General features: G+C 69.5%; 13 protein-coding genes. 8 read left to right on the top strand and 5 right to left on the bottom strand.

Annotated elements, in window-relative coordinates:
* Window positions 1–254: 254 nt before the first annotated feature.
* Genes ABZ281_RS19260 through ABZ281_RS19275 form a run of 4 tightly spaced genes read right to left on the bottom strand, consistent with a single transcriptional unit; the run spans window position 255 to window position 3,856 of the window.
* Window positions 255–1,262, bottom strand: a complete 1,008-nt coding sequence (locus ABZ281_RS19260) for a COX15/CtaA family protein (protein ID WP_356656986.1) — start codon at window positions 1,260–1,262, stop codon at window positions 255–257.
* Window positions 1,263–1,315: 53 nt separating this feature from the next.
* Window positions 1,316–2,092: an ABC transporter permease gene (locus tag ABZ281_RS19265; RefSeq protein ID WP_356656988.1), complete on the bottom strand. Its 777-nt coding sequence runs from the start codon at window positions 2,090–2,092 to the stop codon at window positions 1,316–1,318.
* The gene (locus ABZ281_RS19270; protein WP_356656990.1) at window positions 2,089–3,012 is read right to left on the bottom strand and encodes an ABC transporter ATP-binding protein; all 924 of its coding nucleotides are present in this window, start codon (window positions 3,010–3,012) and stop codon (window positions 2,089–2,091) included. Before ABZ281_RS19270 ends, ABZ281_RS19265 begins: the two co-directional genes overlap by 4 nt.
* 49 nt (window positions 3,013–3,061) lie before the next feature.
* Window positions 3,062–3,856, bottom strand: coding sequence for an AAC(3) family N-acetyltransferase (locus ABZ281_RS19275; RefSeq protein WP_356656992.1), 795 nt, complete (start codon window positions 3,854–3,856; stop codon window positions 3,062–3,064).
* A gap of 161 nt (window positions 3,857–4,017) precedes the next feature.
* Here ABZ281_RS19275 and ABZ281_RS19280 point away from each other — a divergent pair, with 161 nt between their 5' ends.
* The 8 genes from ABZ281_RS19280 to ABZ281_RS19315 are packed head-to-tail and all read left to right on the top strand — an operon-like array spanning window position 4,018 to window position 10,572.
* Complete coding sequence (locus ABZ281_RS19280; RefSeq protein ID WP_356656994.1) at window positions 4,018–4,740, top strand: ArsR family transcriptional regulator; 723 nt, start codon at window positions 4,018–4,020, stop codon at window positions 4,738–4,740.
* Entirely contained in the window at window positions 4,737–6,158 is a 1,422-nt protein-coding gene (sufB, locus tag ABZ281_RS19285; protein WP_356656996.1) for a Fe-S cluster assembly protein SufB, read from the top strand. The genes ABZ281_RS19280 and sufB overlap by 4 nt, the downstream gene beginning before the upstream one ends.
* A gap of 54 nt (window positions 6,159–6,212) precedes the next feature.
* Window positions 6,213–7,397: a Fe-S cluster assembly protein SufD gene (sufD, locus tag ABZ281_RS19290; protein WP_356656998.1), complete on the top strand. Its 1,185-nt coding sequence runs from the start codon at window positions 6,213–6,215 to the stop codon at window positions 7,395–7,397.
* Window positions 7,394–7,711, top strand: a complete 318-nt coding sequence (locus ABZ281_RS19295) for a non-heme iron oxygenase ferredoxin subunit (RefSeq protein ID WP_356657000.1) — start codon at window positions 7,394–7,396, stop codon at window positions 7,709–7,711. The genes sufD and ABZ281_RS19295 overlap by 4 nt, the downstream gene beginning before the upstream one ends.
* A gap of 7 nt (window positions 7,712–7,718) precedes the next feature.
* Entirely contained in the window at window positions 7,719–8,504 is a 786-nt protein-coding gene (gene sufC, locus ABZ281_RS19300) for a Fe-S cluster assembly ATPase SufC (RefSeq protein ID WP_356657002.1), read from the top strand.
* Window positions 8,501–9,757: a cysteine desulfurase gene (locus tag ABZ281_RS19305; RefSeq protein WP_356657004.1), complete on the top strand. Its 1,257-nt coding sequence runs from the start codon at window positions 8,501–8,503 to the stop codon at window positions 9,755–9,757. The genes sufC and ABZ281_RS19305 overlap by 4 nt, the downstream gene beginning before the upstream one ends.
* 15 nt (window positions 9,758–9,772) lie before the next feature.
* Window positions 9,773–10,243 carry a Fe-S cluster assembly sulfur transfer protein SufU gene (gene sufU, locus ABZ281_RS19310; protein WP_030852662.1) on the top strand — a complete coding sequence of 157 codons (471 nt, stop codon included), beginning with the start codon at window positions 9,773–9,775 and terminating at the stop codon, window positions 10,241–10,243.
* The gene (locus tag ABZ281_RS19315; protein WP_102911749.1) at window positions 10,240–10,572 is read left to right on the top strand and encodes a metal-sulfur cluster assembly factor; all 333 of its coding nucleotides are present in this window, start codon (window positions 10,240–10,242) and stop codon (window positions 10,570–10,572) included. The genes sufU and ABZ281_RS19315 overlap by 4 nt, the downstream gene beginning before the upstream one ends.
* A gap of 98 nt (window positions 10,573–10,670) precedes the next feature.
* Here the strand turns inward: ABZ281_RS19315 and ABZ281_RS19320 are convergent.
* A partial coding sequence (locus ABZ281_RS19320) for an AbfB domain-containing protein (RefSeq protein ID WP_356657007.1) occupies window positions 10,671–11,165 on the bottom strand: 495 nt, incomplete at its 5' end.

Raw genomic sequence — 11,165 nt, forward strand, 5'->3', positions numbered from 1 at the left:
TTTGCCCGTTGAGGAGCGGCGTTTGGTGCGTGCTCTCGGCGTGCCGGCCGGAAGCCCTCGTACTGGACGTACTTGGGGTTTCGGCCGGTGCGGCGTGTGGGGGTACCCCCTGCTCGAGCGGAGTCGAGAGCGTGGGGGAGCGTGCCGGGCGTCGTGACGGGGCGAACGTTGCCTGCCGCGGCACTAGGCGTCGCGGGCAGGCGGGACTTCGCGGACCGGACACCCCTGGGCCTCGGTCGGGCTCGGGCGTAGGGCTAGGCCTGGGTCAGGGACGCCTCGGCCGCGGGGCCCGGCACGTCGGCCGTGAGCTCGGGTCGCTCCCGGAGCGACAGCACCACCCGCAGCACCCAGATCCACATCACGGCCGAGCCGAGCATGTGCAGGCCGACCAGGACCTCGGGCAGGTCCGTGAAGTACTGGACGTAGCCGATGACGCCCTGCGCGAGCAGGATCAGGAACAGCTCACGGGTGCGGTTCAGCGGGTTCTTGGGCGCGTCGACCGCCTTGAGGACGAACCACAGGGCGAACGTCAGCGTCACCACGATCCACGCCAGCACGGCGTGCAGCTTGCTCACCGTCTCCCAATCGACCGGCATCCGCTCGACCTCGCTGGAGTCGCCCGCGTGCGGGCCCGCGCCGGTGACGACCGTGCCGACCAGGATGAGCAGGACGGCCGCCGCGACCAGGAACCACACCAGCTGCTGCACGGCCTTGCCGACCAGCGGGCGCGGTGCCGCGTCGCCCTCCCGGGTGCGCTGCCACATCACCGTGGCCACCGCGATGAGCGCCGACGTCGCCACGAAGTGCGCCGCCACCGTGTACGGGTTGAGGCCGACCAGCACCACGATGCCGCCGAGGATCGCGTTGCTCATCACGATCCAGAACTGCGCCCAGCCCAGCCGGACCAGACCGCGCCGGGACGGCTTCTGCGACCGCGCGGCGATGATCGCCCAGCCGACGGCGGCGCACAGCACGTACGTCAGCATGCGGTTGCCGAACTCGATGGCGCCGTGGAAGCCCATCTCGCTGGTGGCAGTGAGCGAGTCGTCGGTGCACTTGGGCCAGGTCGGGCAGCCCAGGCCCGAGCCGGTCAGCCGCACGGCGCCACCGGTGACGACGATGATCACCGACATCAGCAGCGCGGTGAGGGCCGCGCGCCGGACCGTCCGGGGTTCCGGGGTCCAGCGCTCGGCGATGAAGGCGAGCGGGTTGCGCAGGGCGGCCTTGGCGTCGGCGCGGGTCACGTTTGGCACGCCGACCATCGTAGGCCGCCGCTTGTGCACGCGTTCACGAGGGTCCGTCACAGGACACCCTCCTACTCCCAGCGGAAGAACTTCCCGGCCGCCGCCAGCCCCACGACCGCCCAGACGGCCAGGATCCCGAGGTCGCCCCAGGGCATCCCGGCGCCGTGCTGGAGCACGTCCCGCAGCCCGTCGGACAGGGCCGCGATCGGCAGCAGGCCCAGCACGTCCTGCGCGCCGGCGGGGAACTTGTCCAGCGGCACGATGACCCCGCCGCCGACGAGCAGCAACAGGAACACCAGATTGGCCGCGGCGAGCGTCGCCTCGGCCTTCAGCGTCCCGGCCATCAGCAGGCCCAGCCCCGAGAAGGCCGCCGTGCCGAGGACCAGGAGCAGCAGGACCGCGACCGGATTGCCCTGCGGCGACCAGCCGAGCGCGAAGGCGATCACCGTGAGAAGGATCACCTGGAGCACCTCGGTGACCAGGACCGACAGCGTCTTCGCCGTCATCAGGCCCCAGCGGGGCAGGGGCGAGGAGGCCAGCCGCTTCAGCACGCCGTAGCGGCGCTCGAAGCCGGTGGCGATGGCCTGGCCGGTGAACGCGGTCGACATCACCGCGAGCGCGAGGATGCCGGGCGCGAGGAAGTCGACCGCCGCACCGGCGCCGGTGTCGACGATGTCCACGGTGCTGAAGAGCACCAGGAGCAGCGTCGGGATGACGACGGTCAGCAGCAGCTGCTCGCCGTTGCGCAGCAGCATCTTCGTCTCTAGCGCGGCCTGGGCCGCGATCATGCGGGGGAGCGGGGCCGCGCCGGGCCTCGGCGTGTACATCCCGGTGCCGGTGACGGTCATGAGCGCAGCTCCTTGCCGGTGAGCTCCAAGAAGACGTCTTCGAGGGTGTGGCGCTCGACCGAGATCCGCTCCGGCATCACGCCGTGCTGGGCGCACCAGGAGGTGACCGTGGCGAGCAGTTGCGGGTCGACCTTGCCGGCCACCCGGTAGGAACCCGGCGTCAGCTCGGCGGCCGAGCAGTCGGCGGGCAGGGCCTTCAGCAGCGAGCCCACGTCGAGGCCGGGCCGGCCCGTGAAGCGGAGCGTGTTCTCGGCGCCGCCCCGGCACAGCTCCTCCGGGGAGCCGTGGGCGATGACCCGGCCGGCGTCGATGATCGCCACGTCGTCGGCGAGCTGCTCGGCCTCGTCCATGGAGTGGGTGGTGAGGATCACCGAGACGCCGTCCGCGCGCAGGTCCCGGACGAGGTTCCAGGTGGCGTGGCGGGCCTGGGGGTCGAGCCCGGCGCTGGGCTCGTCGAGGAAGACCAGTTCCGGTCGCCCGACCACGGCCATGGCCAGTGCGAGCCGCTGCTGCTGCCCGCCGGACAGCCGCCGGTACGTCGTACGGCCGCAGGAGCCGAGCCCCAGCCGCTCGATCAGCGCGTCCACGTCCAGCGGGTGCGCGTGCAGCCTGGCGACGTGGCGGAGCATCTCGTCGGCCCGGGAGCCCGAGTAGACGCCGCCGGACTGGAGCATCACGCCGATACGGGGCCGCAGGTCGGTGGACTGTCTCACCGGGTCGAGGCCCAGGACGCGCACCGTGCCGGAATCCGGCTTCCGGTACCCCTCGCAGGTCTCGACGGTGGTCGTCTTGCCCGCCCCGTTGGGACCGAGCACGGCGGTCACACCCGCCCGGGCCACCAGGTCGAGCCCGTCCACCGCGGTCTTCGTGCCGTACCGCTTCACCAGGGCCTGGACCTGGACCACGGGCTCACTTCGCATGGGTCCAGAGTCTAGGTAGGCGCGCGGGGGCCCGGACCGGGGGGTGCGGCTACTCCTCCTCGCGCGGCCGGTGCACCGCGAGCCACCGTTCGGCGTAGTCCACCGCGTCCTTCACCGGGAACAGCCGCGCCTCGGCGGCCCCGACCTTGCCGCGCACGACGGGACGGTCCCGTTCGAAGTCGTAGCCCAGCTCGTCGAAACGGTCCGAGCTGATCGACACCTCGGTCACGGTCTCCCAGCCCTCCGGGTCCGGGCGGCCCACGGCGACGAGCGGGGACGGTATCCGGTACTCGGCCAGGTGGAAGCTCGTGCAGGAGGCGTAGCCGGCGCCGAGCAGCAGCACCCGGGCGCCCATCGCCTCCAGTTTCGCCAGCGGGCTGCGCTCGCCGAGCCGGCAGTCGGGTGCGTGCCCGTCGAGTACCTCCGCCGCGCGCGGGCCGAGTGCCGCGAACGAGGTCTGCGGGTGCGCGCTGCGCAGGGCGCCGGGCCAGGTCCGCACCGTCTCCGGGACGACGCCGACCCCGCGGGAGGGCGTGGTCCGCGGGTCGTAGGCGGGCATGGTGGCACGGATGGCCGCCCACCATTCCGGGGGTACGGGCGGGTTGCTCCACAGGGCCGGGTCGGACAGGTCGCCGGTCTGGGTGGGGACCACGAGTGTGCCCTCGGGGCCGAGCGCGTCGAGCAGTCCCTGCACCACCGCCACAGCGCCGCCGTTGACCCAGCCGAGGGCGCTGAGCGAGGAGTGCACGAGAAGGGTCTCGCCGGGCTGTACACCGAGTTCGCCGAGCTGCGTCCGGAGCGTCTCGCGGGTGACAAGAGGGCCGGTCGGAGGGGGTGTGGGCATGGTTCCGGAGTGTCCCCGATGCGGCTGCCCCATGCCACCTCTTTGATCGATCAGAGATCGTTTCCGCAGGTCGGATTAGGTTCACCTAAGTGACGCAGGGCACCGTGGTGCGCGGCACACGCGGCTTGCCGGGTCCGGATGAATTACGCAACAATGGCGTTGTGAAAAACGTCGGCGAGGCACCTCACGAGGAGCTGGCGACCGGGGAGCGGTCCACCCGCAACCGGGTCGCGCGGTCCATCCTGGACCACGGCCCCTCGACCGTCGCCGAGCTCGCCGAGCGGCTGGGCCTCACCCAGGCGGCCGTGCGTCGGCACCTCGACGCCCTCACGGGCGACGGTGTCGTGGAGGCGCGCGAGCAGCGGGTGTACGGCGCGCGGACCCGCGGCCGGCCGGCCAAGGTGTTCGCCCTGACGGACTGTGGCCGGGACGCCTTCGACCAGTCGTACGACACGCTCGCGGGGGACGCTCTGCGCTGGATCGCCGACCGCGAGGGAGGCGACGAGGCGATCGCCGCCTTCGCCCGCGCCAGGATCGCCGCACAGGCGGGCGCCTACCGCCGCGCGGTCGAGGGCGTCCCGCCCGAGAAACGGGCCGAAGCGCTGGCCAAGGCCCTGAGTGCCGACGGGTACGCTGCTACGGCGCGCAGCGCGCCTCACCCGCAGAAGGGTGAGCAGCTCTGCCAGCACCACTGCCCGGTCGCGCACGTCGCCGAGCAGTTCCCGCAACTGTGCGAGGCGGAGACGGAATTTTTCGCCGAACTGCTCGGTACGCACGTACAGCGGCTCGCCACCATCGCGCACGGCGACGGCGTCTGCACGACGTTCATCCCCAAGATTTCCCACAACGCATCTGCAAGCACGGCCGGGAGGAACCCCGCATGACTCTCCCCACGGAGACTGCCCACCCCGAGCTCGAGGGCCTGGGCAAGTACGAGTACGGCTGGGCCGACTCCGACACGGCCGGCGCCTCTGCCAAACGCGGCATCGACCAGGACGTCGTCCGGGACATCTCCGCCAAGAAGAGCGAGCCGGAGTGGATGACCAAGCTCCGCCTCAAGGGCCTGCGCCTCTTCGAGAAGAAGCCCATGCCGAACTGGGGCTCCGACCTCTCCGGCATCGACTTCGACAACATCAAGTACTTCGTGCGTTCCACGGAGAAGCAGGCGGAGTCCTGGGAGGACCTGCCCGAGGACATCAAGAACACGTACGACAAGCTCGGCATCCCCGAGGCGGAGAAGCAGCGCCTCGTCGCCGGTGTCGCCGCCCAGTACGAGTCGGAGGTCGTCTACCACCAGATCCGTGAGGACCTGGAGGAGCAGGGTGTCATCTTCCTCGACACCGACACCGCGCTGAAGGAGCACCCGGAGCTCTTCAAGGAGTACTTCGGGACGGTCATCCCCGTCGGCGACAACAAGTTCGCGTCGCTGAACTCCGCCGTGTGGTCGGGCGGCTCCTTCATCTACGTGCCGCCGGGCGTCCACGTGGAGATCCCGCTCCAGGCCTACTTCCGTATCAACACGGAGAACATGGGCCAGTTCGAGCGGACCCTGATCATCGTCGACGAGGGTGCCTACGTGCACTACGTCGAGGGCTGCACCGCCCCGATCTACAAGTCGGACTCGCTGCACTCCGCAGTCGTCGAGATCATCGTCAAGAAGAACGCCCGCTGCCGCTACACGACCATTCAGAACTGGTCGAACAACGTCTACAACCTGGTCACCAAGCGCGCCGTCGCCTACGAGGGCGCGACCATGGAGTGGGTCGACGGCAACATCGGCTCCAAGGTGACGATGAAGTACCCGGCCGTCTACCTGATGGGCGAGCACGCCAAGGGCGAGACCCTGTCCATCGCCTTCGCCGGCGAGGGCCAGCACCAGGACGCGGGCGCCAAGATGGTCCACATGGCGCCGAACACGTCGTCCAACATCGTCTCGAAGTCCGTCGCGCGCGGCGGTGGCCGCACCTCCTACCGCGGTCTGATCGAGATCGGCGAGGGCGCCCCGGGCTCCAAGTCGAACGTGCTCTGCGACGCGCTGCTCGTCGACACCATCTCCCGCTCGGACACCTACCCCTACGTGGACGTCCGCGAGGACGACGTGTCCATGGGCCACGAGGCGACCGTCTCCAAGGTCTCCGAGGACCAGCTCTTCTACCTGATGAGCCGCGGCATGACCGAGTTCGAGGCCATGGCGATGATCGTGCGCGGCTTCGTCGAGCCCATCGCCAAGGAGCTCCCCATGGAGTACGCGCTGGAGCTCAACCGGCTGATCGAGCTGCAGATGGAGGGCGCGGTCGGCTGACCCGTCCCCTCGACAGCAGACGTCCCCCTCAGGAAAGAGAGCACTACGACAGCCATGGCTGAGGCCCAGAACATCCCCGTGGGATCCACCACCGCGGGCTCGATCGCGGTCGCCGCGGAGTCGACCGTCGCCACGCGCATGAGCGCGCCCGCCTCCTTCGACGTGGCGGACTTCCCCGTCCCGCACGGCCGTGAGGAGGAGTGGCGGTTCACCCCGCTGGAGCGCCTGCGCGGCCTGCACGACGGCACCGCCGTCGCGAACGGCAACGGCGTGAAGGTCGACGTCCAGGCCCCCGAGGGCGTCACCGTCGAGGCCGTCGGCCGCGACGACGCGCGACTCGGCAAGGCCGGCACCCCGGTGGACCGCGTCGCCGCCCAGGCCTACTCGGCGTTCGAGAAGGCCGGAGTCGTGACCGTCCCCAAGGAGACCGTCCTCACCGAGCCCATCCGCATCTCGGTGCACGGCGAGGGCGGCACCGCCTTCGGCCACCAGGTGATCGAACTGGGCGCCTTCGCCGAGGCCGTCGTGGTCATCGACCACACCGGTGACTCCGTGCTCGCCGCCAACGTCGACTACCTCCTGGGCGACGGCGCCAAGCTCACCGTCGTCTCCGTCCAGGACTGGGACGACAAGGCCGTCCACGTCGCCCAGCACAACGCGCTCGTGGGCCGCGACGCCTCCTTCAAGTCGGTCGTCGTCACCTTCGGCGGCGACGTCGTCCGGCTGCACCCGCGCGTGCAGTACGCCGGTCCCGGCGGCGAGGCCGAGCTGTTCGGCCTGTACTTCACCGACCAGGGCCAGCACCAGGAGCACCGCCTCCTGGTCGACCACAACGTCCCGCACTGCAAGTCCAACGTCGTCTACAAGGGCGCGCTCCAGGGCGAGGACGCGCACGCGGTGTGGATCGGCGACGTGCTCATCGAGGCCAAGGCCGAGGGCACGGACACGTACGAGATGAACCGCAACCTGGTCCTCACGGACGGGGCGCGCGTGGACTCCGTACCGAACCTCGAGATCGAGACCGGCGAGATCGTCGGCGCCGGCCACGCCTCGGCGACCGGCCGCTTCGACGACGAGCAGCTCTTCTACCTCATGGCCCGCGGCATCCCGGAGCAGGAGGCCCGCCGGCTGGTGGTCCGCGGCTTCTTCGCCGAGCTGGTCCAGCAGATCGGCCTCCCCGACATCGAGGAGCGCCTGATCGCCAAGATCGAGGAGGAGCTGGAGGCGGCGGTCGCATGACCTTCGTACGCGCCTGTGGACTGGGCGAGCTGGAGGAGGACACCCCGAAGCGGGTGGAACTCGACGGCACGCCCCTGTCCATCGTGCAGACCGAGGGCGAGGTGTTCGCGATCCACGACATCTGCTCGCACGCGAACGTCTCCCTGGCCGAGGGCGAGGTCGACGACTGCCACATCGAGTGCTGGCTGCACGGCTCGCGCTTCGACCTCCGCTCCGGCAAGCCCGACGCCCTTCCGGCGACGCGCCCCGTTTCCGTTTACCCCGTACAGATCGATGGGGACGACGTGCTCGTCTCCCTCACCCAGGAGTCCTGAGGCATCCATGGCAACGCTTGAAATCCGAGACCTGCACGTCACCGTCGAGGCCGACAACGCCACGAAGGAGATCCTCAAGGGCGTCGACCTCACCGTGAAGCAGGGCGAGACGCACGCCATCATGGGCCCCAACGGCTCCGGCAAGTCGACCCTCGCCTACTCCATCGCGGGTCACCCGAAGTACACGATCACCGGCGGCACCGTCACCCTCGACGGCGAGGACGTCATGGAGATGTCCGTCGACGAGCGCGCCCGCGCCGGCCTGTTCCTCGCGATGCAGTACCCGGTCGAGGTGCCGGGTGTCTCCGTGTCGAACTTCCTGCGCACCTCCGCCACCGCCATCCGCGGCGAAGCCCCCAAGCTGCGCACCTGGGTGAAGGAGGTCAAGGAGGCCATGGAGCGCCTCAACATGGACCCGGCCTTCGCCGAGCGCAACGTCAACGAGGGCTTCTCCGGCGGTGAGAAGAAGCGCCACGAGATCCTCCAGCTGGAGCTCCTCAAGCCGAAGATGGCGATCCTCGACGAGACCGACTCCGGTCTGGACGTCGACGCCCTGCGCGTCGTGTCGGAGGGCGTGAACCGCGTCCGCGAGACGGGCGAGGTCGGCACCCTGCTGATCACGCACTACACGCGCATCCTCCGCTACATCAAGCCCGACCACGTGCACGTGTTCTCCGGCGGCCGGATCGTCGAGTCCGGCGGCGCCGAGCTCGCCGACAAGCTGGAGAACGAGGGCTACGAGGCTTACGCGAAGCACGACGGGGCCGACACGAAGGGTGGCGCATCCGCGTGACATTGCTGCCGGGCCTCCTCGACACAGAGGCGATCCGCAAGGACTTCCCCATCCTGGACCGCCAGGTCCACGAAGGCCGGAAGCTCGTGTACCTGGACAACGCGGCGACCAGCCAGAAGCCGCGCCAGGTGCTGGACGCCCTGAGCGAGTACTACGAGCGCTACAACGCCAACGTCCACCGCGGTGTGCATGTGCTCGCCGAGGAGGCCACGGCGCTGTACGAAGGAGCGCGCGACAAGGTCGCGGAGTTCATCAACGCGCCGAGCCGCGACGAGGTGATCTTCACCAAGAACGCCTCGGAGTCGCTCAACCTCGTGGCGAACATGCTGGGCTGGGCCGACGAGCCCTACCGCGTGGACTCCGAGACCGAGATCGTCATCACGGAGATGGAGCACCACTCCAACATCGTGCCGTGGCAGCTGCTCGCGCAGCGCACCGGCGCGAAGCTGAAGTGGTTCGGCCTGACCGACGACGGCCGCCTCGACCTGTCGAACATCGACGAGGTCATCACGGAGAAGACGAAGATCGTCTCCTTCGTGCTGGTCTCCAACATCCTCGGCACGCAGAACCCGGTCGAGGCGATCGTGCGCCGCGCCCAGGAGGTCGGTGCGCTGGTGTGCATCGACGCCTCCCAGGCCGCGCCGCACATGCCGCTGGACGTACAGGCCCTGCAGGCCGACTTCGTGGCCTTCACCGGCCACAAGATGTGCGCTCCGACCGGCATCGGCGTCCTCTGGGGCCGCCAGGAGCTGCTGGAGGACCTGCCTCCGTTCCTCGGCGGCGGCGAGATGATCGAGACGGTGTCGATGCACTCCTCGACCTACGCCCCGGCGCCCCACAAGTTCGAGGCGGGCACGCCCCCGATCGCCCAGGCGGTCGGACTCGGCGCGGCGATCGACTACCTCGACTCGATCGGCATGGACAAGATCCTCGCCCACGAGCACGCACTCACCGAGTACGCGGTGAAGCGGCTGGCGGAGGTCCCCGACCTGCGGATCATCGGCCCGACCACGGCCGAGGAGCGCGGCGCGGCGATCAGCTTCACCCTCGGGGACATCCACCCGCACGACGTGGGCCAGGTCCTCGACGAGCAGGGCATCGCGGTCCGGGTCGGCCACCACTGCGCACGGCCGGTCTGCCTCCGCTACGGAATTCCTGCGACCACGCGAGCGTCGTTCTATCTGTACTCCACGTCGGCCGAGATCGACGCGCTGGTCGACGGCTTGGAGCACGTACGGAACTTCTTCGGCTGAGGGGCGTGCTGAACGGTGAAACTGGACTCCATGTACCAGGAAGTCATCCTGGACCACTACAAGAACCCGCACGGGCGGGGCTTGCGGGATGGCGACGCCGAGGTGCACCACGTCAACCCGACGTGCGGTGACGAGATCACACTGCGCGTGAAGTACGACGGCACCACGATCGAGGACGTCTCGTACGAGGGCCAGGGCTGTTCGATCAGCCAGGCGAGCGCGTCCGTACTGAACGACCTCCTCGTCGGCAAGGACCTCTCCGACGCGCGGAAGATCCAGGAGACCTTCCTGGAGCTGATGCAGTCCAAGGGGAAGCTCGAACCCGACGACGCGATGGAGGAGATCCTGGAGGACGCGGTCGCGTTCGCCGGGGTGTCCAAGTACCCGGCCCGGGTGAAGTGCGCCCTGCTGAGCTGGATGGCCTGGAAGGACGCGACGGCCCAGGTACTGGGCGGAGCCGACGCCGAGAAGGAGACGACGGCATGAGCGAGACCGTTGAGATGAAGCCGGCCTCTGAGGAAGAGGTCCGTGAGGCGCTGTACGACGTGGTCGACCCCGAGCTGGGCATCGACGTCGTCAACCTCGGCCTGATCTACGGCATCCACATCGACGACGCGAACATCGCGACGCTCGACATGACCCTGACGTCGGCGGCCTGCCCGCTGACGGACGTCATCGAGGACCAGGCGAAGTCCGCCACGGACGGCCTCGTGAACGAACTGCGCATCAATTGGGTGTGGATGCCCCCGTGGGGCCCCGACAAGATCACGGACGACGGACGCGAGCAGCTGCGGGCTCTCGGGTTCAACGTCTGAGATCCACTGAGTCTGGGATCCACTGAGTCTGGGATCCACTGATCCACCGACGCACGTGAGGGCGGCACCCGGACCGGGCGCCGCCCTCACGCATGTGCTCAGTCCAGCCCGGCCACCATCTGGAACGACGCGTCCGAGCGGTACATGTGGCTGTTCTCATAGGGGTCCAGGCGGAGCTGGAAGTTGCGGTGGCGCAGGAAGCGGCCCGGGTAGTTGACCGACTCCAGCGTGAGCGTGCCGGACGCGGACCAGTAGTGGGGGCAGAACGTGGCGTCCTTGCGGAAGAGGGACGAGCCGTCGTTCGAGTTCGCGACCAGGACGAAGCTGCGGTGGCGCAGATAGCGGCCGTCCGCGGTGGTGAAGGAGTAGCAGGAGGAGTCGGCGAGGCCGGCGACGCGCTGGAAGGTGGCGTCCTCGCGCTGCTCGGGGCCCGAGCCGATCTGGTCCAGACGCACGTAACCGTCGCGCACCCGCCAGTAACGGTCGGGGAAGTTGACCGAGCGTATGGATATGCCGTGCGAGGACGGGGGCTTCGGGTGCAGCCCCCGTACGTCCACGTGAACGCTGTGCCCGTACTCGGGCCGGGCCTGGGC

Source organism: Streptomyces sp. NPDC006265, assembly GCF_040613555.1.
Lineage (GTDB): Bacteria > Actinomycetota > Actinomycetes > Streptomycetales > Streptomycetaceae > Streptomyces.

Excerpts from the sequence above, each read along its gene's own strand:
- ABZ281_RS19260 (WP_356656986.1), bottom strand. The coding sequence starts at position 1,262 with ATGGTCGGCGTGCCAAACGTGACCCGCGCCGACGCCAAGGCCGCCCTG.
- ABZ281_RS19265 (WP_356656988.1), bottom strand. The coding sequence starts at position 2,092 with ATGACCGTCACCGGCACCGGGATGTACACGCCGAGGCCCGGCGCGGCC.
- ABZ281_RS19270 (WP_356656990.1), bottom strand. The coding sequence starts at position 3,012 with ATGCGAAGTGAGCCCGTGGTCCAGGTCCAGGCCCTGGTGAAGCGGTAC.
- ABZ281_RS19275 (WP_356656992.1), bottom strand. The coding sequence starts at position 3,856 with ATGCCCACACCCCCTCCGACCGGCCCTCTTGTCACCCGCGAGACGCTC.
- sufB (WP_356656996.1), top strand. The coding sequence starts at position 4,737 with ATGACTCTCCCCACGGAGACTGCCCACCCCGAGCTCGAGGGCCTGGGC.
- sufD (WP_356656998.1), top strand. The coding sequence starts at position 6,213 with ATGGCTGAGGCCCAGAACATCCCCGTGGGATCCACCACCGCGGGCTCG.
- ABZ281_RS19295 (WP_356657000.1), top strand. The coding sequence starts at position 7,394 with ATGACCTTCGTACGCGCCTGTGGACTGGGCGAGCTGGAGGAGGACACC.
- sufC (WP_356657002.1), top strand. The coding sequence starts at position 7,719 with ATGGCAACGCTTGAAATCCGAGACCTGCACGTCACCGTCGAGGCCGAC.
- ABZ281_RS19315 (WP_102911749.1), top strand. The coding sequence starts at position 10,240 with ATGAGCGAGACCGTTGAGATGAAGCCGGCCTCTGAGGAAGAGGTCCGT.